The organism is Peptoniphilus sp. SGI.035 (assembly GCF_050315115.1).
Taxonomy (GTDB): Bacteria; Bacillota; Clostridia; order Tissierellales; family Peptoniphilaceae; genus Peptoniphilus_A.
Genome location: NZ_JBNPOJ010000002.1, coordinates 161,175 through 187,227, shown reverse-complemented (window position 1 = coordinate 187,227; position 26,053 = coordinate 161,175). Strand labels below are relative to the sequence as shown.

The following is a 26,053-nucleotide window of genomic DNA, read 5'->3' as shown; positions in this document are numbered from 1 at the left end:
ACGAGTCTCCCCAATATTTAACATATAGCCTAAAAAAGAGAGACCTAAGCCTCTCTCTTTTCAGTATAGTTAGTTTTTAGTTCTAATTTTAAGCTTCCTTTTTAATTACATCAATTATAGAACCATCTCTGTATTCTACAACTGCAACTACTTCGTCAGAAAATTTAATTTCTTCAGGTTTTCCTGTTAATTTTTCTGCCATTTGTTGCAATTCTTTGATGTCTTTAACTTCAATTCCAGCTTCCTTAAATTTTTCGATTAAATCTTTTCTCTTTGGATTTACAGAAATTCCATAGTCAGTACATACTACATCAACAGATTCTCCCGGTGTACAGACAGTTGTAACTTTATCCATGATAATTGGATTTCTTGATCTTACAAGTGGTGCAAGAATTAATGACATTTTTGCTCCAGGTGCAGTATCTTGGTGTCCACCAACTGCTTGGTTAATAACTCCATCGGATCTAGTCATTACATTTACATTGAAGTCTGTGTCGATTTCAAGTGCACCAAGAAGGACAAAGTCAAGAGTATTAACTGCAGGAGTTGGATTATTTGGATTTGCATATGATGATGCTGTTTGCTCAAAGTGTTTTGGATTTTCACGAATTGATCTTGCTGCATCAAGGTCAAAGGATTGTGTATCGTAAATTCCATCGATTAATCCTTCTTCAAGCATTGTAACCATGTATCCAGTAATTCCGCCAAGTGCCATTGATGCCTTGATGCCGTCTTTTTTCATCTCTTCACGAAGAAGCTTTGCAACGGCAAGAGTTGATCCTGCTGCTCCAGTTTGGAACTTAAATCCATTTTTATAAAGTCCAGATGCCTTAATTGCCTTTACTGCATTATTTGCAATCAATAAATCTCTAGGATTGTCGTTAAATCTAATTGAGCCAGAAACAATTCCCTTTGGATCTCCAATTGCATCAACTTGAACTACATAATCAACATACATCATGCCAATTGATGCAGGAATATTTGGGAATGGTACAAGATTATCTGTTATTGCAATTACGCAATCGGCGTATTGTGCATCTACAATTGCATAACCAAGTGAACCACAAGCAGATTTTCCTTCTCTACCGTTTATGTTGCCATATTCATCACAAGAAGGTGCAGCAAGAAATGCTACGTCAATGTGAAGTTCGCCATCTTCAATTGCTCTTGCACGTCCTCCGTGGGAACGAATTATACAAGGTTTTTTAAGAATTCCTTGAGAAATCTTTTCTCCCAGTTCTCCTCTAAGTCCTGAAGACTGAATTCCAGTTATTACACCGGCTTCAATTAGGGGAATTAATTTGTCGTGGCATGGTGAAAGGGATGATGGTGCAAGAGTTAAATCTTTAATGCCCATGTCTGCAATAACTTGCATAACCATGTTTACAACATAATCACCATTTCTTAGGTGATGGTGGAAAGAAATTGTCATGCCGTCTTTAAGACCACTTTTCTTTACAGCTTCTTCGATTGAACCTAGTAGTTTACTTTCGTCTCTATTTCCATATCTGATTTTTGGTGAAGCCTTTTTGTCTGTTCTAAGATATTTGCCTTCGCCTTTAAAGGGAACAAGTTCACCAATGCCTTCAAGGTATTCAGGGATATCTCTTCCTACTGCATTTTTATTATAGTTCATCAATATCCTCCTTTTTTAGCACTCCACTAGCAACTGCAAGATCCAATACTCTTTGTGCTCCAGCTATAATTGGATAGTCAACCATCTTTCCGTCAACAGTAATAACTCCAGAGCCCTTTCTTTCGGCTTCCTTTGAACCTGCAATAATGCGAAGAGATTTTGTAATGTCCTTTTCCGTTGGTGTATAAACTTCATTTACAACAGCAATTTGTTTAGGGTGAATTACAGATTTTCCATCAAAGCCAAGATCCTTTATAAATTGAACTTCTTCTCTAAAGGCATCCATATCGTCGAGATTTGTATTAACTGTATCAAAACAAGCAATGCCTGCATTTCTTGCAGCTAGTACTATTTGACTTCTTGCTGCAAAAAGTTCCCAACCATGAGTTGATCTTTGTGTCTTTAAATTTGTAACATAGTCGGCAGCTCCAAGGGCAATGCCCATCATTCTAGGTGAAGCCTTTGCAATATCAACTGCATTTATTACACCAGTTGGAGATTCAATAGCTGCCATCATAAGAGTTTTGCCGAGGCATCCCATTTCTTCTTCGACTTCAGTTATTATTTCATCTACATCTTTTACATCTTGTGCCGTTTCTGATTTAGGCAATCTAATTACATCTACTCCAGCCTTAACCACTGCCTTAATATCTTCACGTCCAAATGGTGTGTCAAGGGAATTAATTCTAACAACAACTTCAGTCTTTCCATAGTCCAAAGTTTTAAGTGCATTGTAAACTAAAAATCTTGCCGCATCTTTTTGGTTGATACTCGTTGCATCTTCAAGGTCGATCATAATTGAATCAGGGCCATAAATATGAGCATCAGTAATATTTGCAGGGTTGTTACCTGGAAGAAACATCATTGTTCTTCTTAATCTTTCTTTCAAAATATCAGCTCCATTTATATTCTGTACTTTCAGCTGCTCTAAAGCATGCTGCTTCTACTCTTGCTCTTATTGTGTAGTCAAGGGCTCCCTTGTCTACTGCAGTAACTTTTGCATCCTTAATATCTAACTTTTCTAAAGTTTCTCTTATAACTTTTTCAATTTGTTTGCCAAATTGTTTTTTCACTGAACTTTCAAGTTCAATAGAGATGCCTTCGCCATCGTCAACTGTTATTAAAATATCATTTGACTCGAGAGTTCCAGCCATTGCTTCCTTTTTTAGTTTCAAAAATATCCCTCCTACTACATGAGTGATCCAAAGAGTATTGAACCTATTACAAGTATAATTCCTCCACCAAGTCTTGATGAAAGTTGAGCATAACTCATAAGTTCCATTCTATCGGCTGCTCCAAGAACAGCGATATCTCCAGAACCACCTCTGTTAGCCATACATAGTCCTGCTGTAACAGCAGAGTCTACAAAGTAGAATCCTACAAGGTGGCCAACAAGTCCTGAACCAATTATAGCGCCTATTACAATTAAAAGTGCCATAATAACATTTCCTATAGTTATTGCAGCTACAAGCTCGTGTAAATCAGTTTCAACACCTACGCCAACCATTACTAAAATTACAATATTTTTAGTAAAGAAAGACTGAACTTCCTTTGCAGCTTGTCTAAGTGAACCTGGAATAATTCCAAGACCATTAGCAAGGGCAACTAAAATAATCATAAAAGCAAAAGGATGAATTGGAACTGATGGAACTAGTGGGTCCCAAATTTTATCTGCAATAAGTCTTCCCAATTGATAAAAAGTAAGACCCATTAAAATTGCTCCTGTGTAGTCCTTTAATTGTGTAGTGAATTTTTCTTCTCCCTTACCAATTTCTGGGGCAGATCTCATAAGAGTTTTCTTATCACCAGTAAGCTTTGGATTTTTTTCTCCAATCTTATTTAAAAGACCACCAGCAATTATTGCAAAAATATTTGCGATAGTAAGAATTGAAATTGCAAATCCATAATAATTTGCTGCAGCATCTCCAGTAACTCTTTCATAAATTTGACTTAATGGAACTGCACCTGCACCATTACCTCCGCCCATTACTGGAAGAACGTATTTTAAAACAGTGTTTGCAGGAGAAACTCCAAAGAAAAGTCCTCCAATAATTCCAAGAACTGCTGCACCAACAACTCCACCTAAGATTGCTGGTATATAACCTGCAAAAGACTTAATCATAAGCTCTCTATTTAGTCCAAGAAGTGAACCAGTGATAAGCATTATGATAAAGAAGTTTAAAACTCCCATTGGTTTTGAGTTTACAGATGAAATAAGTTCAACATATTCTTCAGGAATTACCTTGTAATAACATAAAACTGCAGTACCTAAAAATGCAAGAACAAGTCCACCACCAACATAAGTGTTCCAAAATGGAATTACCTCACCAATTTCATATAAAATTATACCTATTGCGAACATTAGGGCAACTCCACCCGCTAAATCCTTTGACAAAACTCCCAAATAAGTTGCTATGAAAACAATTATTGCTAAAATTAATAGCATTGGAAGGTTAAGTCCAAAATATTTTTTCTTCATAAAAAACCTCCTTTTTTATATATCTTTATAATACCCCAGAAACATACTCTTATTCAATAAGCAAGATTTCCATTTAATTGCTTCTTTGTAACAATTATATTGTAAGTTTAACAAAATAATTTTGTGATAACGCTTCTAAACATGTAATAAAATTAAAAAAAAGCAAGTCTAATACTCACTTTTCTTTAAATTTATTAGGTTGTTTATTTTTAAAAAATCCCAAGAAATTTTTTATTCTTAGGATTAAATAATCTTAGATATTATCAATAAAGTTTTTACAATATTAAATTAAAGTTTTAAAATCTCTAGCACTCTTTCTTCGAGTTCCTTTATATTATGTCTTTCTTCTTTTATGCAGGTTCTTGCCACATCCCCGCAAATTATGCACTTTCTCTCGGGAAGTCCCAAGCTTGCTCTTGAAATTTGTGTAAAATCTTTGTCGTAAATATCTATGTCAAGAAGTCTTCCGCCAAGATTTTTTTCTTCAAGATCTATCATCTTTTTCTTTACAAATTTTCCGTCGCAATCAATGGTGGCAATATATTCCACTCCCGTCTTTAGATCATTGTATTCTTCCTCATAAATATTAATATTATTTTCTTGCAAAATTTTTTTTATTTTTTTTACATAATCTTTGTGAAACTCCACTGCTTCTTTAAAATTTTTTTCTTCTCCGGGAATATTTAGCATAAAGGAAAGCACTGGTGAATTAAACTTTTCCGTCAGATCCTTTATTTTGTAATATCTTTTTTCCTTCGCATCAAGCATTTTTTGCATACGCACTATCTTAGAGTCTTTCATTTATTATTCTCTGCCCTTCATCAGATTTTAGTGCCTTTATTGTGGCAGCTGGCAAATACTTATAGGCTTCTTCAAAGTTTCCTTCCTTTAGAAGTTTTCTTACTTTTGATGCAGAGATGACTTCCTCATCACTTTTTAACCTATCGATTTCCACTAACTCGACTCCATAATTTGGCAAAATTTTTTTCATAGTATCGTTATAATTTTTGGTTACAATGTCTATGTCTTCTGTACCCACAAACCTTTTTTTAATATTCAATGCCTTTGCGAAGTATCTTCCAAAAATTTTCGTGTCGAGCTCTGAGTATGCCTTTAAAATGGTTTTTTCATCCTTGTAAAAATATGTTGGAAAAGTGTTTTTTGAAATTATGTAGTCGTTGCCCGGATGCAAGATTACATCGTCAAATTTATCCACTTCTTCTTTCACAATTTTATACCTAAATTCATAGGGGAATGTTGAGCCATCCTCTTCCACCATAAAGATGTGAAGAAGATCCGTAAATTTTCTCGCAGTCTCAATTAAATATAGGTGTCCCTTAGTCATTGGGTTTGCATTTATTACCATGGCTCCAGATTCTCTATTGTCGCTAATATTTTTTAAAATACAATGGAGCTTTTCAATTTTGTTATCAAGTAGTGCCACATCTTCTGTTTCTTCCACTAAAGAAAATCCAAAGTCAGAAAATATTTTTATATTCTTTGGCTTTGTAAAAATGAAAAGATGCTTGTTCCCCACTTCATATTGGTGATTCAAAAGTCTTGTGATTATGGCATTGGTAATTCCCATGCCCTGATAATTTTCGTCAATGGCAAAGCATTTTAAAACTCGTCCAGATGATGATCCTGTGCCAACAATTTTATCGCCATCTACGGCTATAATTGTGTATTCAACATCCTTCTCGTAGTCTATATCAAATCTTTTTAAAAACTTTTCAACTTCCTTTTTCTCAAAGTGCATTACTTCTTTATATCCAATCAATGTAATCCTCCAACAGATAAAAATAAAGAGTCAAAATTAAAAAATCAGCACAACCGCCGGGACTTAAATTTCTCCTTTTAAACTCCTTATTTATTTTTTCAATCTCCATCATTCCGCAACTTGTCTTGTAAAGTTTATTTGTCAAGACATAATTTGCACTTTCCTTCAAAAATTTAAGACCTTCAAGCCCTCCTCTCTTTATAATATTTGAATCTTCAATAAAAGACATATAATAATAAAGAGTTCCCGTAAGAGCGTAGTCAAAATTTACACTTTTTTCAACTTCCTTTAAAAATTTTAGACCCATAAGAGCCTTTGAAAAACCTTCTTCTGCTTCTTCCCTTATTCCCTTTACCCCGTATTTTTTATAGTTTTCTTCGCCATGACTTGTGGCAATTTTTTTATTTAATTCTCTAGTAATTCCACGGTTCAAATAGGAAACTCTTGAAATAACTTTTTCATAGGAAAAATTTTTTCTTTTTATTTCAATAGCTGTTGCATAGACCATAAGTCCCAAGGAAAAAATAATTCCCTTGTGAGTGTTGGCTCCATGCGTGGCATCCTTCATCTTTTTTTCGTAAATAATTCCAAATTTTCTAAGTTCATCGTAATCTTCACCAGATGATTTTTCGCCAAGTTCGTAGGCAATTTTAAAATAATCGTGTAAGACCAATGCTGAATTTAAAAAATCTATATAATCCATGTCTACATGCGCACCAGTATCTAACAATGTTACAAGCCCTGGCTTCGGGCTAAGTGACACTTCGTAGATTAACGCATAAGTTGAGAGCTTTGCAATAATATTTGAATTTAACATAATCCCTCCGCCTTCATTATAATAAATAAAAAATTTTTCATCTACCTATTATTTTGCAAACTCTCATTATTTTATTTGTGAAAGTATTTACAATTTAACATAAAAAAACCGAGGTCGCCCTCGGTTTAGTTTATTATTTTAAATTTTAATTTTTAATCTCAAAATTTAACTAAAAGATTACTTAATTTCAATCTTTTTATTTTTCTTTTCTTCAGGTTTTTTAGGAATAATAATTTCCAAAATTCCTCCCTCTAATTTTGCAGACATATTTTCTTCGTCCACATCTTTAAAGAACATTCTTCTAACCATTTTTGAAGACTTTCTTTCTCTATGAATGTAATTTTTTTCCTTATTTTCTTCATTAACTTCTTCATTCTTTTCAGCTGAAATTGTAAGATTGCCTTCCTCAAAGTCAACATCAATTTCATCTTTATTGAATCCAGGAAGTTCTGCTTCTACCTTATAATCATTTTCTTCGTCAATTACGTCAACTTTAAAAGTTGCAGATCTTATTGCCCTTTGTGGTGTAAAATCGTCATTAAAGAAAGAATCAATCATGTTGTAAAAATCATCAAATCTTGTATCTCTTAAATAATTTTTTTCATATGGTCTAATACTCATTTAAAACTCCCCTTTTTTATTAAATTATTAGCAGCCTATTAGCTCCTCTGCTAACTATCTTTAGTATAAACCAAAGGTCAAAGAATGTCAATATTATTTTTTGACTTTTTTTGACTTTTATTAAAAATTATTTTCCAAAGATTTTTTCAAAAAATGACTTCTTTTTATAAGGATTTTTTAATTCTATCCAATCAAAAAATTCGTCAGTATATAATCCAATATTGACTGCACCGTGGACGCTATTTACGCAAACTTCTTGTGGCAATGCGTCTGCATAAATTTGTGCTGTACTAGTTCCATAATATTTATCATTTTCATTTAATTTTTTAATATTGTAATAGATATGTCCCGTATCATCATCGTACACAAAATCATTTTTAGAACCTAAGTAAAGATTTCTCCAATTTTCTTTGTTGGTTTCACTATCGTCGTTGTATTTCTTTTCTGGAAAATATCTTGGCAGTGGCATTTCTGCTTCTTCATAAATTTCTTTAAAAATTTCTCTGGAATTATATAAAAAATCAAAGCCGCTTTCTTCTGTATAATTGTCCCATTTATAATCTGAGGAGCTTTCTAGCCTCTCAGCCATTCTAAAGCAAAAATCCAAAAACAATGTATTGTCTACATTTTCATAAATGTTTTTGAAAAATTCCTTGGCTTCAGAATTTTTTGAGATTTCTCTATCAATTATTAAATAATAACTTCTTCTCCTAGCTTCTTTTGGCAGTGAATAAGATTTTGTATTAGTTGTTCCTATAAAAATTGGATAGGGTTCCTCACTTCTAACACAAAGATTAGAAATATTTACTATAAAATCTCTTCCATAATTTGTTTTTGTGAAAAAGTCACTGTCGATTTCATCTACTAGTATTGGATTTACATTGTTCTCACGAATCCAATTTTGAATAGTATCTAGTCTTTCTCTTTTTGCCTTGTTTTGCGATTGACCTAAGAGTGCTTCCCACTGATAATAGTCGCCTTTATTTATTCCCGTAAGTTTTGACATTATAGAGAGTAGAGATGATTTTCCACTTCCTGCATCTCCGCCAATTATAATAAATTGAGGTATGTCCAATCTATTTTCTTCAATTTCAAGTTTTCCCCTTAATTCTTGAATAAATGGACCAGTAAAAGTACATAGCAAACTTTCAAAAACTCTTTTTCCATAATCATCTGTATATCTATTTGAATATTTTTCAAATCCCTTTATATAATTATTTAAAACTTTCAAGGCGTCTACTAATTCTTCTTTACTCGCTCTTTTTCCAAAGGGAATACTTAGATTCTTATCGAGATCAGATATGATGAAAAGTCCAGTTTTATTATTTTTTGTGTTTCGCAAATCAGGTCTATTGTAAAGTCCATATCTTTTTATATTTTTATTTGCTTCTACCTTTTTTACAATAATTTTCTCTACTTTTTGCTTAACTTGCTTTGTAATTATACTTTTGCTTTTTATTTCTGGTGTTTTTTTCCTTTTATTTATAACTTCATTAACAATTTCATAGGCAACATCTTCTGCAATATTTTCTCTCTTTTTTTCATTTTTTACAACTTCTCTGTCGTCAGAAATATTGTCAATATCAGTAATAATTTTATCCTTACATACTCCTAAGGCTAATTTATTTCTCACATCGTCAATGATTTCTACGGCAGCTTTTTCTTTTATTTTCCCCAAATCATCATTTGAAATTATAAAAATTTCATCGGTATTTATTTCATCAATATTTTTTATATTTTTAAAATTTTTTGAATTTATTTTTTTTAGTTCACTTGGAATATAATCGCAGAGGACTTGAGACAAATTTTCTTCATAATACTTTTTATAGGTATTAAATAAATTTGAATCATCAAAAATTACAATATTTTCAAATTGAGAACTTTTGCTATCAAATGCTCTTTCTGATAAATTTGCAGATCCAAGTATAACCCGATTTTCCCCTTTATCATTCCACATTAGATAAAATTTTGAATGTATTATGTAAGTTGCGGATACCCAAATTTTTAAATTCCCTTTATCTAAATTGAATTTAGACTCCATGTCTAGCTCTTGATAAAATTTAATTGGAGCTCCTTCTATTTGCTCTAAAATCCTATGTTTTAAATGCTTTGCTAGTTCATTAATTGAATTTTTTACTATGTCATTGTCAATACCTATTACAATTTCTGAAGTTTCAAATTCCTTTAAAAATTCATTTACAAATTTAGAGGAAATAGAATAAGTTATTCCTAAAAAGTGTTTATATTTTTCTTTGTCAAAAATTTTTTCAATAGATAAGTCTTCTTCTTTTCCATCCTTTAATATATGTATAGTATTTATTTCCTTTAACCCACTGTCATTATCAAAAAAGCTTAAATTATTGTTTTCCATTTTCCCTCCTCAAGCTCAATGTTAATTTTAGCAAAAAAAGAGGGCGAACCCTCTTTTTTTAAAATTGTGTATCGTTGTAATTAGCTTTAAATACATAGAAATTTTGGTTAAGCTCTGTTATTATTTGTTCTTGATGACTCTTGTCCTTCGTGTCAACTACTACGCTTACTATCATTGAATCAATTGTGTCCCCAACTACGTCAATGTCTTGAGCAATTTTTACTATGTTTGCTCCTTCTTTTTCTAATAATTTTGTAATGCGTGTCATTTCGCCAGGTTGATCCTTAAGTTTAACCTTAAGTTCCATCCTTCTGTTAGTCTTGTAAAGACCCTTTTCAATAACTTTTGAAACTCTTGTTACATCAATGTTGCCACCAGAAAGTATGCAACAAACTTTTTTGCCTTTGTGGCTAAATTTCTTATACATTAAAGCTGCCACAGATGATGCTGCTGCTCCTTCTGTTATAATTTTGTTTTTTTCTAGAAGTGTAAGTATTGCTGATGAAATTTCTCCTTCCGTTACTAAAACTATTTCATCTACATATTCTTTTACTATGTCATAAGTTATTTTTCCTGGAGTTTTTACTGCTATTCCGTCCGCAATAGTTGATCCTCCCTTTACAGTTAAAATTTTGCCTTCTTTAATTGACTCATACATACTTGGAGATACTTTAGTTTGTACTCCAATTATTTTTACATTAGGATTAATGCTTTTTGCTGCAAGTGCAACTCCAGAAATAAGTCCGCCGCCTCCAATTGGTACAACTATTATGTCTACATCAGGGATTTTTTCTAAAATTTCTAGTCCTATTGTTCCTTGACCTGCAATAACTTTTTCATCATCAAAGGGAGCAATGAAAGTCAATCCTTCTTCTTTTGAAAGTTTTGCTGCATATGCTGCTGCGTCATCAAAAGAATCTTTAACAAGTTCAACTTCTGCACCATAGTTTTTTGTAGCTTGAACTTTTGAAAGTGGTGCGTGATAAGGCATACAGATAATTGATTTTATTCCTCTTTCAGTTGCAGATTTTGCCACGCCTTGTGCGTGATTACCTGCAGAACAAGCTACAACGCCTTTTTCTGCTTCTTCATCAGTAAGCGTCGCAATTTTGTTATAAGCTCCTCTTAATTTAAAGGAACCTGTGTCTTGCAAAACTTCAACTTTTAAATATACATCTTCACCTAAATTAGGCGCATAAACTACTGGTGTTTCTTTAATGTGACCCTTTAATCTTTCTTTAGCATCATAAATTTCTTTTACATCCATACTATTCTCCTTCTTTCTTGTGATGGATTATACTTACAAATTTATCATCTTCTAAAATTTTTCTAACCCTTTTTTCAAAATCCATACGACTCATCCAAATGAGTCTTTCGCAGCCAAGGCACTTTAATTTTATGTCGGCACCCTTTCTGACAATTTCCCATTTATTTTCACCACAAGGATGTCCCTTCTTTAGTGTTACAATATCTCCCAAATTATAATAAAGCATCACTATCCTCCTTTTGTATCAGTTTATTTCTAACAATTGGCATCTTAATATTTTCTCTTTGCATAGTTTTTAAAATTTCTGCCCTAATTGCATATTCAAGCTCATATTGTTCTCCCTGCTTTGTATAATAAACAAGAGTCATCTTGTATGAATCCTTAGCATTCTCAGTAACTCCCCAAAGGTTTGGTCCCATTACTATTCTTGTGTCATCTTTATATTTTTCTATCGCCTTTTTTATTTTTTCAGATACAAAATTTGGGTCGCAGGAATTATCAACATAAAAGTCAATTCTAGTCCTAACATTTGCCCTTTCCTTATTTGACACAATAGAAATGTTGCTATTTGGAATTATGTGAAGAATTTTTCCAAAATCTCGAACCTTAGTTACTCTAAGACCTACATCTTCAACAATACCTTCAATACCCTCTATCTCAACTAAATCGCCAACAGAATATTGATCTTCAAATATAATAAAAAAACCGTTGATAATGTCCTTAACTAAATTTTGTGCTCCAACGCCTATTGCCAATGAAAACACACCTAAAGTTGCAAGTATAGGTGCTATGGAAATTCCAAAAACGCTCATAATTATTGTAACTCCAATAAAAATTAAGGCTATTTTTATTATCCTTTCAAATAATTTTGTAATTGTAACAATTCTATTATAGGATCCCTTTTTCTTTATTTTATCTGAATTTAATTGTCTATTTATAAATCTATTGATAATTTGTAAAATAATAAAAATGCCAATTATTATTGCGGCGACAACTGCAAATCTTTGCCACGACCCTAATCCTGCAAAGGTAGACTGAAGTGCTGCATCAGCTTCGTTTGCAACAGTATTTGTATTCTTATCTAAATTCACTCTACACCTCTTTATAAGTAGTTTCTATTTTATTCTCATCGTCTCTCACTGAATTTGAATTTACAACGGAATATAAATTTAACTCGCCATTTCGAAGTGCACCTATTAAAAGCCCATTTATTTTTATTTTATCGAGAGAATATCCCAGTCTAGTGTAAAATTCACCGCGATTTCCTATTTCTCCACCGACATCACTAGGCCCATAAACATATATTGAACCAGATACATTTTCCATTTTGTTGACATTTGCAGCTATTATTTTCTTATCTCCAGGCTTTAGTGCATAATCGTACTTTGTAATAATACCTGAGTGAAGAAGATATGTGTCTCTTCCCTCAACTAATACATCAGAAATATTTGGAATTTTTTCCTCATATTTTTTACCTGCATCCATAAATCTGTACATTGACTTGTCAGTAAGAGCAAGGACAGATCTCTTGTCCTTTTTAACAAAAAACACTATCTCATGGTTTAACACTACACTTTTTTTATTTCCCTTGTGAAGAGAATAAAGTAGGGAACTATATCCACTGGCATCATTTTTTATCTCTGCAATAGATAAATTCTTGGGATCTAAAACATCGTGAGTTAAAATTTGATTTCCAGTTCTATAAATTTCTGTTAATGTAGAATCATTTCCCATTAAGTATAAAATTTCATTTTTTTCATCAATTATGTGAAAAATAATATTTGCATTTTCGTAGGAAATATTAAAAACTTCGCCCTTTACATCAATTGTAGAAAGAAGTTCTCCTGTTTCAGAGTACATTTGAACCTTACCAAGATCTTCTTCGTATAAAAAAGCATAATTATTTGCAAAAAAGACCTTTATATTTTCGTCTTCTCTCTGAATTTTTTTTATAATATTGCCACCTCTATCTGTGATGTATAAAACTGGGTCTGCCCACAAAAAAACCGACTTTGATGTAATACTAAAATCCTCTATTGGTTCATTAACACTCACACCTTTAAGTCTTACTATGGTTCTTTCCTTTGAAAAATTTTTATGATTAAAATATACAAATCCTAAAAAAAATATTAATAAAATTAAAATTATTGTGTGATTTTTCTTTAATTTCAAAATACCACTCCTGATTTCATTATACCATTTATACCTTTATTTTTACATTTTTTTGCAATTAAAAAAAGAGGCTTTGCACCTCTTTTCTTCTCCTATTTTAGATTTTTTTATTTAGGACCAATGCTCCTAAAAATACAAATATAAGCCCTAGAACAATATTTATTGTGAGTTTTTCTCCTAGAAACATTACCGATAAAATTGTTCCGAAAACTGGAATAAATAATTTATAAATGCCAAACTCACTTGAACTATGCACTTGTAGAATACTTGTCCAAATTGTAAAGCCAGTTGCTGATATAAAGGCTCCATAAGATAAAAGTAAAAAAAGTGTAAAGTCAAAGTTTACATTAGATTTATGTGTTAGTGCTCCAATAACTATAAGGGGAATTGCTCCAAGTAAAAACTGTGTGCCAGTTAAAATAAATGGATTTTGCTTTCTCCCGTATTTTCTTATTAAAACTGCGGCTAATGCGTTCAAAGTTGTTGCAATAAAAACAAATCCTTCGCCAGTAAATTTAAAGCGAAATCCTTCTACACCCTTTGCATTTGTAATAAGTATGCCAATTGAACCTATTATTAAAGCCAGCCCTTTTCGCTTTGTAAATTTTTCATCACTAATAAAAATAATGGAAATTGCTACAAGTATAAAGGCATTAGTTCCTTGTATTACCGCTGCAAGTGAGCCTAATGTGTTTGAAAGACCAATGTAGTAAAAAATATATTGAAACGTAGTTTGTATGGAAGATAAAATTATTATAAATTTAAAATTTATTTTATCTTTTTCAACTTTTTCTTTGTTAAAAATAAAGAAATATACATAAGTTAAAAGACCAGCCATAAAAAACCTTATGCCTGCTATTAAAATTTTTCCGCTGGGATCATTAGGTAAAATATTTGCATGAAGGTATGTCAACTTTATTAGTGGAATTGCAGAACCCCAAAGGAACATCACAAAAAGTGAAAGAATTATTGCCCACTTTTTTTCTTTAATTAAATTCATCATTACCTCTCAATGTAAAAAAGGAGGTCCCCCTCCTTTTCAATAATTTATTTTTAAAATTCTTCTATCTTTCGTCTAATATTTTCTTTTGTAAATCCAAATCTCTCAAAGACTTCAGGACCTTTTCCACTTGCGCCAAAGGTATCAATAGAAATTGCCATGCCCTTCATTCCAATGTACTTGTGCCATCCAAAGGATGAAAGTGCTTCAATTGAAATTCTCTTAGTAATACTTGAAGGAAGAATTTCTTCTTTATATTCAGAACTTTGTCCGTCAAAAATTTCCATAGAAGGCATTGAAACTACACGAACGCCCTTTAGTCCATCTGTTGCATCCAGTGCAAGAGAAACTTCAGAACCTGTTGCAATTACAATTTTTTCAAGTTCGCCTTCTTCTTTCTTTATTATATAAGCACCCTTCTTGATGTCTCTTGAGGAGTTTTCAAGTTGTGGCAAATTTTGTCTTGAAAGTGCAAGTACAAAAGGTGTGTTCTTAGAATTAAAAGCGAGGTTAAGTGCTGCTGCAGTTTCTCTTCCATCAGCTGGTCTTAAAACAACTACTCCTGGAATTGACCTTAACATTGCTAAATGTTCAATTGGTTCATGAGTAGGACCATCTTCTCCTACTCCTATGGAGTCGTGAGTAAAAATGTAGACATTAGGAAGATTCATAAGAGCGGCAAGTCTAATCGTTGGTTTTAAGTAATCGCTGAAAACTAAAAAAGTCGCTGCATAAGTTCTAAGTCCACCGTGCAATAACATTCCATTAGTAATTGCTCCCATGGCATTTTCACGCACACCGAAAGTTAAATTTCTGCCAGCTCTATTTTCTGCTGTGAAATATTCTTCCTCCTTTAAAATTGTCTTGTTTGATGGACCTAAATCTGCAGATCCACCAAAAATATGGATGTTTTCCTTTGCAATTTTATTTAAGACTTCTCCAGAAACGGCACGAGTTGCCATGTCCTTTTCAAAGGAATCATAATAAGAATCCTCTAAAAGTTCCTTCTTTTCAAACTTAAAGGAATTTTTGTAATCTTCATATTCTTTTGGATATTTTTTCGCATATTCTTCTTCGATTTTTTTCTTTTCAGAAGCTTTTCTTGTATTTTCTTCAACAATCTTTTGGAAATGCTCTTTTACATCATCTAAAACGCAAAAGTCTTCATCAGGAAGTCCAAAAAATTTTCTAGTTTCCCTTCTATTTTCTGCTCCTAGTGGTTCGCCATGAGCCTTAGCAGAATCTTCTCTAGGTGAACCATATCCGATTTTTGTCTTTACTTCAATAAGTGCTGGTTTGTTTGATTTTTTAGCTTCTTCAATTTTTTCATTAATTTCATCTAAATTATTTCCATCTTCAACTAGGAAAGTATCCCATCCAAGTGCCTTATATCTTTCACGGACATTTTCAGAGAAAGCCAAATCAGTTGACCCTTCAATAGAAATTTTATTTGAATCATAAAGTACAATTAATTTGCTTAATTTTAATGTTCCCGCAAGAGATGATGCCTCGTTGGAAATTCCTTCCATTAAACATCCATCGCCTACAAGGGCATAAGTATAGTGGTCAACTAGTTTTAAATCATCTTTATTGTAAATAGCTGCGAGTTTTTCTTCTGCAATTGCCATACCAACTGCCATGGCAATACCTTGACCTAGTGGACCAGTAGTTGCTTCCACACCCTTAGTGTGGCCATACTCAGGATGTCCCGGAGTTTTTGAGTCAAGTTGTCTAAAGTTCTTTAAATCATCAAGGCTTAGACCATAATCAAATAAATAGAAAAGTGAATACAAAAGAGCAGAGCCATGTCCCGCAGACAAAATAAATCTATCTCTATTTTCCCAATCTAAATCCTTAGAATCTCTTACTAAATGATTTTTAAAAAGTGCATAAGCCATTGGTGCTGCACCAAGTGGTAGACCAGGGTGTCCTGAATTTGCACTTTCAATTTGATCAACTGACAGCATTCTTATAGTATTAACTGCTTTATTTTCGATGTTCAAAATTCCACTCCTCACTCAACTGAATTTTTATCTCTCATAACTGCGAACAAAAACTTTGGCAAATCAATTTGTCTTTTAATCCTCGAAGGGTTTTTTAAAAGTCTATAAAGCCACTCTAATCCAAGCTTGATAAAAATCTTGGGAGCTCTATTTGCCCTTCCCGATAAAATATCAAGGACACCGCCATTGCCAATAATAACTTTTGCCTTAATATAATCTTTAAATTCCTCAATCCACTTTTCTTGACGAGGAAAGCCAAAACCAACGAATACAATATCAATATCCTTACTGTTAATCTCTTCAATTATTTTCTTTTCTTCACTAGATGTTTCGCCATCTATCCTAGAATTGAAATAGCCATTGTGAAATCCTGCCACATTAGCATTTTTATACTTCTCGTTGACTGACTTTGCAGCATCCTCTGCCACGCCTTCCTTGCCACCTAAAAAATATAAATTTAGTCCCATTTCATCTGCAAGTTCCAATAACTTAATGGAAGTGTCAAAGCCCGTAACTCTTTCCTTTAATGGTTTTTTCCTAATCTTTGATGCATAAATAAGACCAATGCCATCAGCTAAGACTAAATCCCCTGAATTAACTAAATGTCTAAGATTTTCATCTCTTTTAGCCGCCATGACGATTTCAGTATTTGGCGTGTAAATTTTTTTAAGACCATCTGACTTTAAAAAGTCCCTTAAAATATTTTCACACTCTTTATTATCAATATTAAAAATTTCAACTCCAAAAATTTTTATTTTTTCCATAAATATCTCCACCATAAGTTTATCACATAGACACTTCTATTTCTATAAATAAAAACTCAAAAAAAGACTACCTCAAAAGAAGTAGTCTTTAGATATGTATGCTGTTCAATTATTTCATCGCCAAACTAACCTTTACTGCAGCGTCTATCTCGTCCATAACATCCTTGTCGAATTTACCGATTTTCTCCCTCAACCTTTTTTTATCTATGGTCCTTAGCTGTTCCATTAAAATTACAGAATTTTTTGGAAGTGGAACATCTTTAGCCCTTACATTAACATGCGTTGGTAACTTCGCCTTGTTAAGTTGAGATGTAATTGCAGCAACAATTGTAGTAGGCGAGTATTTGTTTCCAATGTCGTTTTGAACAACAACTACGGGCCTTACTCCTCCCTGTTCTGAACCAATAACTGGCGACAGGTCGGCATAAAATATATCCCCTCTTTTTATCATCATATTTTTTCACCTTTTAAGGCAAGAGAGATTTTAAAGATTGATCTATGAACAATCCTAGTATTATTTTAACACAATTTTTATTATTATACTCAAATAATAGGAATTAATTTTATTTTTTACAAATTTTTAATAAATCTATTATAAATACATAGGTATTACAAAATTTATTGCAATCATAATCAATAAAGGAATTGTGTATTTTTTTGTTTCTTTTAAATTATATTTTGTTCCTCCTGGTAGGTAGTGAACAATTGCCGGTGCAAAAACCATTAGATACCAAAGAATTTGAGTATAAATAGGCCCTCTAAGCCTGTGAAAAAATTTTGCCACTCCAGTGAGTGCACAATATGTATAAATAAGGTCAAGGGCAAATAAAACTATAAAAAGTATTTTTCTACTTTTAAACATAATAACTCCTTTACATTGACATTCTAACCATGCTAATTGTAAATAAAATTAAAACTACTACATAAATACCCATGGCTATCTTGTATCCCTTACTCCAATTGTCCCTTTCTTTTTTTATCCAAATCAAATTGAAAAAGATAGCTAATAATCCAACCCCTGCTATTATCATTGGACTCTTATGATTTTTCACAGAATTAGATATTATTGTTGTGGCAAAAATATTTAATATTAACCATAGAGCTTTCACTTTAAATTGATAAGATTTCATATTATATTCCTTTAATATCTCCCAACATCAACAACATCATACATTACTATATATCTATTAGCTCTATGATTAAATATACAATATCCTTCGTAGTAAATTTTTATGCCATGATTCATTAAATACGTTTCGTTTTTATTTTGTGACGCCTCTATCCAATCACTTACAGTCGATAAAATAGGTGCTGCTATTTGCCCAAGAGTTATGCCTACGCATCCCACTATAGCGGCTGTAAAATTCGCAGCACTTACTGCATTACCAACATAACTTACCAACTGATAATAAGTTATCCTGCTTGGTGCTTTATAATAAGAAGCATTTGGATCACAATCTAAAGAACTATATGTTCTTGAATAAAAAGACATTTCATTTGAATCTTCTTTATACTCATTTTCTAACTCAAAAACTTTATTAGTAAAAGAAGAATATAATTGTCCTGAAATTTTATCATATCTAAACTCGCCTATGATATTTCCTTCTTCACTTTTTACATAAACATTTCTGTAATCATCAGATTCATCAACTTCTATATAACTTTTTACTCCGTCCTCTACAACTTCTAAGGTATTACTATTTTTTAATTCAATATTAATTCCTTCATTTTCACTTCTTGCAAAAATATTCATTGGAAAATTAATAATTAGCATTCCAATTATAAGTAATAAACTTATTGATTTTTTTAATTTTTTCATGTGATCATCTACTTAAGATTTAGATAACGTTATCTTAATTTCATATTACTCCTTCACCTTAAAAAAATCAATATTTTTTTCTTCATTCAATTAAATTGAAAACCTTATCTAAATTTTCTATTATATCCCTTGCCCTTAGGCTCGTCTTTGAATTTTTCTTCGCATAAATATCTCCAGAAAGCCCATGAACATACACTGCAAGTTTGGCTGCATCAAATAGAGAATAATTTTTCATAAAGGCAGAAATTATCCCAGTCAAGACATCGCCTGATCCTGCCGTTGCCATGCCAGAATTCCCTGTATTATTTACATAAATTTCATCGCCCTTTGTAACAATTGTATTATGCCCCTTTAAAACTAAAATGACTTTATGTTTTTTTGCAAAATCAAAGGCAACTCTCTCGCGATTATTTTTTATTTCATCTAAAGATAGTCCCGTGAGCCTTGCAAACTCTCCTTCATGTGGAGTTAAAATTGTTGTAAAATCCTCTCTCTCATCTAAAAGCTCTAAATTTTTTGACAAAATATTTAGTCCATCGGCATCTATCAAGAGATTTTTTTTCATTTTTATTACTTTTTTAAAAACAGCTTTTGCATATTCGCCAAGACCCATGCCTGGACCCATGGCTACGCAGTCAAGCCCTAATAAAAATTTTTCCATTTCATCTAAGTTAGAAAAAGTTTTTGCAATGGGCTCTAGGAATTTTATAGACATAAGGTCAAAAATTTCTCCTGGCACAATATTATACACAAGACCTGCTCCTGCTTTTAGTGCTGCATTTGAAGATAGATAAGATGAACCTGTCATGCCAAGAGAACCTCCTATTATGGCTATTTTCCCAAAGTCGCCCTTGTGTGTGTCCTCTTCTCTATTTTTCCAAAGGGATTTTATTTTTTCATCTAAAATTATTTTTTCTTCCATACTTTCAGTAAATTTTTCGCAAGCTAATTTTGCAATTGCAATTGCGTAATTCCTCTCGTGGCTAATAGATAGATAAAATTTTTGGTCAAAAACTTCTGCATAGGGTGTATCTTTTATGTATTTTATCTTTATATCGTGAAAGGAAATTTTGCCTATGCCAGTAGTCATTGCCTTTGAAACTGCTTCCTTTGCCGCATACATCCCTGCAATTCTCTCGTAAGGGTTTTTTCTTTTACTTATTCTTTCTATTTCATCTTCGTTAAAAACTTTTTGGAGAAAATTTGCGTGCTCCTTTATTACTTTTTCTATTCGTTTTACTTCTACAATATCTATCCCAATCAAAGTTTCACCCCATTTGACAATTTATTTTTTTTCGATTATTATATCATAAATAGTATGAATATAAGACGGAGAAGATATACAGTAAGCGAAAGCTGAATTACAATATTGGAGTCTATTAATTTTTGAGGCCTCGGCGAAGAAAGGTGGTACCACGAATGCGTCCTTTCATCATGGGGCTCTTTTTATTTTTTTTGGAGGAATTATGGAAAATGTATTTGATGTTTTAAGCGAGAGAGGTTACCTAGATCAATGTACTTATGAAGATGAATTAAGAGAAATGCTAGGTAAGGAGCCTGTTACTTTTTATGTTGGCTTTGATGCAACTGCAGACTCACTAACTCTCGGCCACTTTATTCAAATTAGGGTAATGCAACATATGCAAAGAGCAGGGCACATTCCAATAGCTCTACTTGGCGGTGGAACTACAACTATTGGCGACCCATCTGGCAAGAGCGACATGAGAACTCTCATGGACAGGGAAACTATTAATTACAATGCTCAAAGATTTAAGGAACAAATTTCTAATTTCTTAGATTTTTCTGAGGGCAAGGGCATTATCGAAAATAACGCAGACTGGCTTTTGAAATTAAATTTCTTAGATTTCGTTAGAGAAATCGGCGTTCATTTCTCTGTAAATAGAATGCTACAATTTGATTGTTACAAAAACAGAATGGAACAGGGACTTACTTTCTTTGAATTTTCTTATATGCTTATGCAATCCTACGACTTCTTATATCTTTACAGAAAACACCACTGCAAGCTAGAAGTCGGCGGTTCAGACCAATGGTCAAATATCCTTGGTGGATATGAGCTCGTTAGAAAATTAGAAAATGACAAAGTTTATGCAATGACTTTTAAACTTTTAACTACTGCTGCTGGAATCAAAATGGGCAAGACTATGGCTGGTGCAATTTGGCTTGATCCAAAAAAGACTACTCCTTATGAAATGTTCCAGTATTTGAGAAACTGCGATGATAGAGATGTCATTAAATTTATGAAACTTCTCACAATGCTTCCTCTCGATAAAATTGCTGAATACGAAAAATTGGAAGGTGCTGAATTAAATAAAGCAAAGGAAGTTTTGGCTTATGAAGTTGTAAAGGATATTCACGGAGAAGAAGCTGCAAAATCTGCCCTCGATGCTTCACATTCACTTTTCGGTGGCAAAAAAGATTCTGATGACATACCTTCAACTGAAATGTCCTCAGATAAATTCAATGAACCTGTTGGGATTTTAAATTTAATGACTGAACTAGGTCTTATTAAAACAAATTCTGAAGGTAGAAGACTTATAACTCAAGGTGGAGTTAGCATTGACGATAAAAAAGTAAGTGATCCTAAGCTTGAACTTACTAAAGATGATTTCAAAAATGGCGAAATTATTATTCGAAAGGGCAAAAAAGTTTATCACAAAGTTATTTTAAAGTGAGGTTAATATGAATATAGAACCAAAAAAAGTTTTTGATTATTTTGAAAAATTATCACAAATTCCTAGAGAATCTGGAAAGGAAAAAGCAGTCTCTGATTTTTTAAAAAAATTTGGAGAAGATGCTGGCTATGAAGTTACACAAGATGAAAGTTTAAACATAATTATGGAAGTTCCAGCCACAAAGGGCATGGAAGATAGACCTAAAGTCATACTACAAGGTCATATGGACATGGTTTGTGAAAAAGACAAGGATTCAAATCACAATTTTGCAACTGATCCCATTGAATTAATAGTAAATGGCGACAAACTTCACGCAAATGAAACTACACTTGGTGCAGACGATGGAATTGGCGTTGCAATGTCAATGGCACTTGCAGAAGAAGAACATGGTCCTCTAAAAATAATTGTAACTGTGTCCGAAGAAACTGATATGCACGGAGCGAAAAATCTTGACGCAAAATATCTCGAAGGCAAGTATTTAATCAACATAGACTCCGAAGAAGAAGGAATTTTAACAGTTTCATCTGCCGGCGGAAAATTGCTACACTCAAAATTTAAACCTGAAATGGAAGATTTTTCTGGCGAAGCTTTTGCACTTAATCTACATGGATTTTTAGGCGGACACTCTGGAATGGAAATTGCAAACAACAAGGGCAATATGATTAAAGTTATTGCAGAAATTTTAAATAAATTAAGTTGTGCAAATTTAATTGACATAGACTGCGGTACAAAACAAAATGCAATCCCAAGAGAGGGAAAATTTTCTGTTGTATGTGATGAAAAAGAACTAAAAGATGCCACTGAATACGTCAAAGAAAAATTTAAAAATGTTGATGGAGAACTTATCATCGAATGTGAAAAAACTTCTCACAATGGAAAAGTTTTGACAGCAGAATCTAGTGAAAAACTTGCAAAATATTTACTAGAACTCCCAACTGGACCTCATTCCTTTATAAATGAAGCAAAAAAGGTTCTTGAATCTTCATCAAATCTCGCAATAGTAAAATTAGTCGATGGAATTGTAGAAGTTTTCGTATCATTAAGATTTGCAAGCTCATCACTTTCTGAAGAATTTGGGAAAATTTATCTAGACATCGTTAAAAAATATGGAGCTGAAGCAGAATTTATAAATCCATATCCTGAATGGGAATATAGAAAAGAATCTAAATTCAGAGAAATTGTAAAGAAAATCTACAAAGAAATGAAGGGCACTGAAATGGAAGAAGAATTTACTCACGGTGGTCTTGAATGTGGAGTGTTCTTTGAAAAAAATAGAGATTTAGACATTATTTCCATTGGCCCAGACATTAGTGGAGCTCACTCACAAAAGGAAACTCTTTCAATTTCTTCAACTAAAAGAGTATACGAACATCTTAAAAAAGTTTTGAAAGAAATTTAATAAAAAAATTATGGCTGTCACTTGACAGCCATTTTCTATTTAACAATATAAGAATATAAAATTTTTATATTCTTATATCTTTCTTTTAGTTTCATCGATATTTGCAAAAGTGCTGGAAATATAATAATCGTTAATTGTAATTAAACACTATAAAACTTAAAAATTTCTTTCTCATATAATCACTCTTTAATAAAACTAAAAAAATTTTTTATTACTAAACAAATTAAATTTAATACCATTGCTGCTATTAAACATATAATATACAACAAGCATAAATTCATAATCAATTTAAAATCAATTATACCCACTTGGCTATAATCTTCAGCTGTATATGCTGCCAAAAATATTATAAACAATAAAAAAGAAAAAATTAATATGAACTTTTTATTCATAAATAATCACCTCAAGTCCTGTATTTTAATTTTACAGAAATAGATTTTCTGCCAAACAAAATTTCAATTTTTACCTTTTAAAAACATCATAAATTATTACTCTTTATATTTTATCAAAAAAATCTACCTTATAAAATAACTCTTATACTATATGATAATTATTGTTTGTAAAATGTATCTACATAATGAAGACTTATAATCTAAAATCTACGTCTTCAACTAAATAATTTTTTTAAAAAAAGAAACCCCTAGAGGTTTCATATGTAAATTCAAATAATAGCTTATAGATTTTTTATTGCGATAACTTCGTTTTCGTTTAATATAAGTTGGTCAGTAAGTGCTTCAACAATTAATAGCCCTCTGCCATTGCAATTCTTTTTTGTACAGTCATATAGAGATGTGTCAAAATTCACACCTCTGCCCTCGTCTTTTACAATTATCTTTAAAGAATTTTCGTCTAAAAGTAATTTTAGACAAACTTTTTTGTTTAGGTCTTCTTCATTGCCATGCATGGCTCCATTTACAACAAGTTCATTTAATATAACTTTTATATCAAATAATTTTTCTTGGTCATCTATAAATGGGTTTAAATCCATTATCGCCGAATCCAAGAAATTTTTTATTAAAGATAAGTCGCTATTGACAAATCCCTTAAATCTATATAAAGTATCCATAATTCTCACTCCATTTATTAGAAAATACCCATTATCTTTTTATTTTAAACTTTAATTAATATGTGTGAATCTATTAATTTTAAAATTTTACTGTATTATATTTAGCAATTTGTTATAATGGAACTAAGCTTGTATTGCAAGTAATTTTATTAGGAGGAAGATCAAAATGAAAAAATATGAATGCACACTTTGTGGATATATATATGACCCTGAAGTAGGCGACGAAGAAAATGGAATCAAAGCAGGAACTGCATTTGCTGATCTACCAGAAGATTGGGTATGTCCACTTTGCGGAGCTGAAAAATCAGATTTCGAACCAGCTGAATAATTATATTAATGAAGGCAATATGCCTTCTTTTTTATGCAAAAGACGAGGTTTTTTTAATTATCCTCGCCTTTTTTTATTTTGGGACTTTTGCAACAGCCCCCTTTTTAATAAGTTTTAATTTAATTAATCTTCTTCTAAAATTTTTTTCCACTTGTCCAAACTGTCGAGTTCTTCTTTGGAAAGTTTTGGAAACTGTGGATTCATTTCTTTTAACTTTTCTAAAATTACTTCTGAAACTAAATACCTTGAAAACCACTTTTTATCTGCTGGCACAATATACCATGGCGCTATCTTTGTGGAAGTTTTTACAAGCATATCGTCATAAGCCTTCATATAATCGTCAAAATACTTCCTTTCAGTTATATCTGATGATGTGAACTTCCAATTTTTTTCTGGTCTTTCTATTCTCTCCATAAGTCTTTTCTTTTGTTCATCTTTGGAAATGTGGAGAAAGAATTTTACAATGGTTATTCCGTTGTTGGAAAGATATTCTTCAAAATTATTTATCTCTTCAAATCTTTTTTCCCAAATATCCTTAGTTACTAAATTTTTTGGAAAGGGTTGATCTAAAACTAAGTTGTGAACTCTTGACACAAGAACATCTTCGTAATGACTTCTGTTAAATATTCCAATTTCACCACGAGGTGGTAACTCCTTTGTAACTCTCCAAAGATAATCGTGATCTAACTCATTTTCACTTGGTTTTTTAAAGGAAGCTACCTTTGTGCCTTGTGGATTTACGCCAGTCATGATGTTTTTAATAAGAGAATCCTTCCCTGCAGCATCCATTGCTTGAAGTACAATTAATAATGACTGATTGTTTTCTGCGTAAAGTTTTTCGTGATATTCACGCATTTTTTCAATATTTTTAGGGATTAAAACTTCTTTTACTTCCTTTTTTTCTAACTTGCCTTTATAAGAAGTTGGAACTTCGTATAAATTTAATTTTTCCTTTTCTTTCACTAAATATTTTTCTGTATTCATTAGAACCTCGCAATTTCTTTAGAAAAGATAATTGACGCTTCAAGCATTTGAGTGGTAACTTGATGAGATGTGGCTTCAAATGTTTGGAAATCCAAAAGTTTTTTGTCGCTATAAAATTTTTCAATTTTCTTTGCAAAGGACTCTTGACCAGCTGGGTCAATTGTGTCATCATCTTCGCCATTGTATAGTACAATTGGTCTATCTTTAAAATTTTCTGGGCTATCCATTGGATTCATATCTAGGAAAAATTCATTAATCCTAAATTCATTTTCTTCAATTTTTTCTTCATTCTTAATTTTATTTAGATAATCAACAAGTGCACGCCAATTATTTATGCCATTATAAATAAATGCCATTTTTAAATCTTTTTTAAAATTGTAAAGACCCCCTGCAGTTATGGCACCCATGGAATGACCTCCCACTGCAATTTCATTTTCAGGATAATTTTCTTCTATAACTTTAAAAATTGAAGGTGCCTCTTCAATGTTGTGCATGATGACTTTTAAAATGTACTTCATCCCAATGTCCTTGTCTGTGTGGTCAATACCTATGTCATTTCTCTCGCCGTGGTATCTTGCATCGGGTAAAATTACTCTATATCCATAACTCGCAAAAATATTTCCGCGAAAAATTTGGTTTTCCTTGCAAGAACCCCAACCGTGATAAAAAACAATTGTCTTATTTGTTTTCAAATTGGGCTCAATAATTATAGCAGGAACATCTCCTATCTTTGCCCTATTTATATCTGAATAATTCATTTTTAAATACTCCATAATTCACCTCAATCTACATTATATTAAAATAAATACCCAATAAATTTTTTTGCAAATTTATTTTAAGCTTTTAAATTACGT

At 32.0% G+C, this 26,053-nt stretch carries 27 protein-coding genes; 3 read left to right on the top strand and 24 right to left on the bottom strand.

Annotated features, from left to right (window positions below):
* Positions 1-88: 88 nt before the first annotated feature.
* The 21 genes from citF to ACQRC6_RS02075 form a co-directional block, all read right to left on the bottom strand.
* Positions 89-1,636 carry a citrate lyase subunit alpha gene (gene citF, locus ACQRC6_RS02175; RefSeq protein ID WP_427847529.1) on the bottom strand — a complete coding sequence of 516 codons (1,548 nt, stop codon included), beginning with the start codon at positions 1,634-1,636 and terminating at the stop codon, positions 89-91.
* Positions 1,626-2,525: a citrate (pro-3S)-lyase subunit beta gene (gene citE, locus ACQRC6_RS02170; RefSeq protein ID WP_075659928.1), complete on the bottom strand. Its 900-nt coding sequence runs from the start codon at positions 2,523-2,525 to the stop codon at positions 1,626-1,628. The genes citF and citE overlap by 11 nt, the downstream gene beginning before the upstream one ends.
* A gap of 4 nt (positions 2,526-2,529) precedes the next feature.
* Positions 2,530-2,811 (bottom strand): citrate lyase acyl carrier protein, encoded by a 282-nt coding sequence (citD, locus tag ACQRC6_RS02165; RefSeq protein ID WP_075659927.1) that lies wholly within the window; start codon positions 2,809-2,811, stop codon positions 2,530-2,532.
* A 14-nt stretch (positions 2,812-2,825) separates the two neighbouring features.
* On the bottom strand, positions 2,826-4,115 hold the full coding sequence (locus ACQRC6_RS02160; protein WP_427847528.1) for a 2-hydroxycarboxylate transporter family protein: 1,290 nt from the start codon (positions 4,113-4,115) through the stop codon (positions 2,826-2,828).
* A gap of 288 nt (positions 4,116-4,403) precedes the next feature.
* Entirely contained in the window at positions 4,404-4,892 is a 489-nt protein-coding gene (gene citX, locus ACQRC6_RS02155) for a citrate lyase holo-[acyl-carrier protein] synthase (protein ID WP_427847527.1), read from the bottom strand.
* A 10-nt stretch (positions 4,893-4,902) separates the two neighbouring features.
* Positions 4,903-5,895: a [citrate (pro-3S)-lyase] ligase gene (gene citC, locus ACQRC6_RS02150; RefSeq protein WP_427847526.1), complete on the bottom strand. Its 993-nt coding sequence runs from the start codon at positions 5,893-5,895 to the stop codon at positions 4,903-4,905.
* Complete coding sequence (locus ACQRC6_RS02145) at positions 5,882-6,712, bottom strand: triphosphoribosyl-dephospho-CoA synthase (RefSeq protein ID WP_427847525.1); 831 nt, start codon at positions 6,710-6,712, stop codon at positions 5,882-5,884. Before ACQRC6_RS02145 ends, citC begins: the two co-directional genes overlap by 14 nt.
* 177 nt (positions 6,713-6,889) lie before the next feature.
* Positions 6,890-7,333 carry an Hsp20 family protein gene (locus tag ACQRC6_RS02140; RefSeq protein ID WP_293557090.1) on the bottom strand — a complete coding sequence of 148 codons (444 nt, stop codon included), beginning with the start codon at positions 7,331-7,333 and terminating at the stop codon, positions 6,890-6,892.
* Between the two features lie 127 nt (positions 7,334-7,460).
* Positions 7,461-9,704, bottom strand: a complete 2,244-nt coding sequence (locus ACQRC6_RS02135) for a restriction endonuclease PLD domain-containing protein (protein WP_427847524.1) — start codon at positions 9,702-9,704, stop codon at positions 7,461-7,463.
* A gap of 58 nt (positions 9,705-9,762) precedes the next feature.
* Positions 9,763-10,971 carry a threonine ammonia-lyase gene (gene ilvA, locus ACQRC6_RS02130; protein ID WP_427847523.1) on the bottom strand — a complete coding sequence of 403 codons (1,209 nt, stop codon included), beginning with the start codon at positions 10,969-10,971 and terminating at the stop codon, positions 9,763-9,765.
* A 1-nt stretch (position 10,972) separates the two neighbouring features.
* Positions 10,973-11,197: a DUF951 domain-containing protein gene (locus ACQRC6_RS02125; protein WP_293557087.1), complete on the bottom strand. Its 225-nt coding sequence runs from the start codon at positions 11,195-11,197 to the stop codon at positions 10,973-10,975.
* Positions 11,184-12,062 (bottom strand): mechanosensitive ion channel family protein, encoded by an 879-nt coding sequence (locus ACQRC6_RS02120; RefSeq protein ID WP_427847522.1) that lies wholly within the window; start codon positions 12,060-12,062, stop codon positions 11,184-11,186. The genes ACQRC6_RS02125 and ACQRC6_RS02120 overlap by 14 nt, the downstream gene beginning before the upstream one ends.
* A 1-nt stretch (position 12,063) precedes the next feature.
* Entirely contained in the window at positions 12,064-13,143 is a 1,080-nt protein-coding gene (locus tag ACQRC6_RS02115) for a hypothetical protein (protein WP_427847521.1), read from the bottom strand.
* 97 nt (positions 13,144-13,240) lie between these two features.
* The gene (locus ACQRC6_RS02110) at positions 13,241-14,143 is read right to left on the bottom strand and encodes a DMT family transporter (protein WP_427847520.1); all 903 of its coding nucleotides are present in this window, start codon (positions 14,141-14,143) and stop codon (positions 13,241-13,243) included.
* Positions 14,144-14,196: 53 nt separating this feature from the next.
* Positions 14,197-16,146, bottom strand: coding sequence for a transketolase (gene tkt / locus ACQRC6_RS02105; RefSeq protein WP_427847519.1), 1,950 nt, complete (start codon positions 16,144-16,146; stop codon positions 14,197-14,199).
* 11 nt (positions 16,147-16,157) lie between these two features.
* Positions 16,158-16,910 carry a WecB/TagA/CpsF family glycosyltransferase gene (locus ACQRC6_RS02100; RefSeq protein WP_427847518.1) on the bottom strand — a complete coding sequence of 251 codons (753 nt, stop codon included), beginning with the start codon at positions 16,908-16,910 and terminating at the stop codon, positions 16,158-16,160.
* Positions 16,911-17,019: 109 nt separating this feature from the next.
* Entirely contained in the window at positions 17,020-17,364 is a 345-nt protein-coding gene (locus tag ACQRC6_RS02095; protein WP_075659888.1) for a type II toxin-antitoxin system PemK/MazF family toxin, read from the bottom strand.
* A 138-nt stretch (positions 17,365-17,502) separates the two neighbouring features.
* Positions 17,503-17,772 carry a hypothetical protein gene (locus ACQRC6_RS02090; RefSeq protein ID WP_427847517.1) on the bottom strand — a complete coding sequence of 90 codons (270 nt, stop codon included), beginning with the start codon at positions 17,770-17,772 and terminating at the stop codon, positions 17,503-17,505.
* Positions 17,773-17,782: 10 nt separating this feature from the next.
* Entirely contained in the window at positions 17,783-18,040 is a 258-nt protein-coding gene (locus ACQRC6_RS02085) for a hypothetical protein (RefSeq protein ID WP_427847516.1), read from the bottom strand.
* An 11-nt stretch (positions 18,041-18,051) separates the two neighbouring features.
* Positions 18,052-18,729 (bottom strand): hypothetical protein, encoded by a 678-nt coding sequence (locus ACQRC6_RS02080; RefSeq protein WP_427847515.1) that lies wholly within the window; start codon positions 18,727-18,729, stop codon positions 18,052-18,054.
* Positions 18,730-18,811: 82 nt separating this feature from the next.
* Positions 18,812-19,993, bottom strand: a complete 1,182-nt coding sequence (locus tag ACQRC6_RS02075) for an NAD(P)H-hydrate dehydratase (protein ID WP_427847514.1) — start codon at positions 19,991-19,993, stop codon at positions 18,812-18,814.
* A 202-nt stretch (positions 19,994-20,195) separates the two neighbouring features.
* Here ACQRC6_RS02075 and tyrS point away from each other — a divergent pair, with 202 nt between their 5' ends.
* The gene (gene tyrS, locus ACQRC6_RS02070) at positions 20,196-21,422 is read left to right on the top strand and encodes a tyrosine--tRNA ligase (RefSeq protein WP_427847513.1); all 1,227 of its coding nucleotides are present in this window, start codon (positions 20,196-20,198) and stop codon (positions 21,420-21,422) included.
* 7 nt (positions 21,423-21,429) lie between these two features.
* A complete protein-coding gene (pepD, locus tag ACQRC6_RS02065) occupies positions 21,430-22,821 on the top strand; it encodes a beta-Ala-His dipeptidase (RefSeq protein ID WP_427847512.1) in 1,392 nt (463 codons plus the stop codon).
* A gap of 673 nt (positions 22,822-23,494) precedes the next feature.
* Here the strand turns inward: pepD and ACQRC6_RS02060 are convergent.
* Complete coding sequence (locus ACQRC6_RS02060; protein ID WP_427847511.1) at positions 23,495-23,887, bottom strand: ATP-binding protein; 393 nt, start codon at positions 23,885-23,887, stop codon at positions 23,495-23,497.
* Positions 23,888-24,053: 166 nt separating this feature from the next.
* On the opposite strand from ACQRC6_RS02060, the gene rd reads away from it, so the two are divergent.
* Positions 24,054-24,215 (top strand): rubredoxin, encoded by a 162-nt coding sequence (rd, locus tag ACQRC6_RS02055; RefSeq protein WP_293558932.1) that lies wholly within the window; start codon positions 24,054-24,056, stop codon positions 24,213-24,215.
* Positions 24,216-24,338: 123 nt separating this feature from the next.
* Here the strand turns inward: rd and ACQRC6_RS02050 are convergent, their stop codons facing one another.
* Both ACQRC6_RS02050 and ACQRC6_RS02045 read right to left on the bottom strand, forming a co-directional pair.
* Complete coding sequence (locus ACQRC6_RS02050) at positions 24,339-25,199, bottom strand: polyphosphate kinase 2 family protein (RefSeq protein ID WP_293558930.1); 861 nt, start codon at positions 25,197-25,199, stop codon at positions 24,339-24,341.
* Complete coding sequence (locus ACQRC6_RS02045) at positions 25,199-25,972, bottom strand: prolyl oligopeptidase family serine peptidase (RefSeq protein WP_427847510.1); 774 nt, start codon at positions 25,970-25,972, stop codon at positions 25,199-25,201. The genes ACQRC6_RS02050 and ACQRC6_RS02045 overlap by 1 nt, the downstream gene beginning before the upstream one ends.
* Positions 25,973-26,053: the final 81 nt, after the last annotated feature.

Bases quoted from the DNA above. Each gene is read 5' to 3' on its own strand.
- ACQRC6_RS02110 (WP_427847520.1), bottom strand. From the start codon at position 14,143: ATGAATTTAATTAAAGAAAAAAAGTGGGCAATAATTCTTTCACTTTTT.
- ACQRC6_RS02125 (WP_293557087.1), bottom strand. From the start codon at position 11,197: ATGCTTTATTATAATTTGGGAGATATTGTAACACTAAAGAAGGGACAT.
- ACQRC6_RS02145 (WP_427847525.1), bottom strand. From the start codon at position 6,712: ATGTTAAATTCAAATATTATTGCAAAGCTCTCAACTTATGCGTTAATC.
- citX (WP_427847527.1), bottom strand. From the start codon at position 4,892: ATGCAAAAAATGCTTGATGCGAAGGAAAAAAGATATTACAAAATAAAG.
- ACQRC6_RS02095 (WP_075659888.1), bottom strand. From the start codon at position 17,364: ATGATGATAAAAAGAGGGGATATATTTTATGCCGACCTGTCGCCAGTT.
- rd (WP_293558932.1), top strand. From the start codon at position 24,054: ATGAAAAAATATGAATGCACACTTTGTGGATATATATATGACCCTGAA.
- ACQRC6_RS02135 (WP_427847524.1), bottom strand. From the start codon at position 9,704: ATGGAAAACAATAATTTAAGCTTTTTTGATAATGACAGTGGGTTAAAG.
- ACQRC6_RS02140 (WP_293557090.1), bottom strand. From the start codon at position 7,333: ATGAGTATTAGACCATATGAAAAAAATTATTTAAGAGATACAAGATTT.
- ACQRC6_RS02045 (WP_427847510.1), bottom strand. From the start codon at position 25,972: ATGGAGTATTTAAAAATGAATTATTCAGATATAAATAGGGCAAAGATA.
- tyrS (WP_427847513.1), top strand. From the start codon at position 20,196: ATGGAAAATGTATTTGATGTTTTAAGCGAGAGAGGTTACCTAGATCAA.
- ACQRC6_RS02050 (WP_293558930.1), bottom strand. From the start codon at position 25,199: ATGAATACAGAAAAATATTTAGTGAAAGAAAAGGAAAAATTAAATTTA.
- ACQRC6_RS02060 (WP_427847511.1), bottom strand. From the start codon at position 23,887: ATGGATACTTTATATAGATTTAAGGGATTTGTCAATAGCGACTTATCT.
- ACQRC6_RS02090 (WP_427847517.1), bottom strand. From the start codon at position 17,772: ATGTTTAAAAGTAGAAAAATACTTTTTATAGTTTTATTTGCCCTTGAC.
- ilvA (WP_427847523.1), bottom strand. From the start codon at position 10,971: ATGGATGTAAAAGAAATTTATGATGCTAAAGAAAGATTAAAGGGTCAC.
- ACQRC6_RS02160 (WP_427847528.1), bottom strand. From the start codon at position 4,115: ATGAAGAAAAAATATTTTGGACTTAACCTTCCAATGCTATTAATTTTA.
- ACQRC6_RS02100 (WP_427847518.1), bottom strand. From the start codon at position 16,910: ATGGAAAAAATAAAAATTTTTGGAGTTGAAATTTTTAATATTGATAAT.
- ACQRC6_RS02080 (WP_427847515.1), bottom strand. From the start codon at position 18,729: ATGAAAAAATTAAAAAAATCAATAAGTTTATTACTTATAATTGGAATG.
- citF (WP_427847529.1), bottom strand. From the start codon at position 1,636: ATGAACTATAATAAAAATGCAGTAGGAAGAGATATCCCTGAATACCTT.
- pepD (WP_427847512.1), top strand. From the start codon at position 21,430: ATGAATATAGAACCAAAAAAAGTTTTTGATTATTTTGAAAAATTATCA.
- ACQRC6_RS02085 (WP_427847516.1), bottom strand. From the start codon at position 18,040: ATGAAATCTTATCAATTTAAAGTGAAAGCTCTATGGTTAATATTAAAT.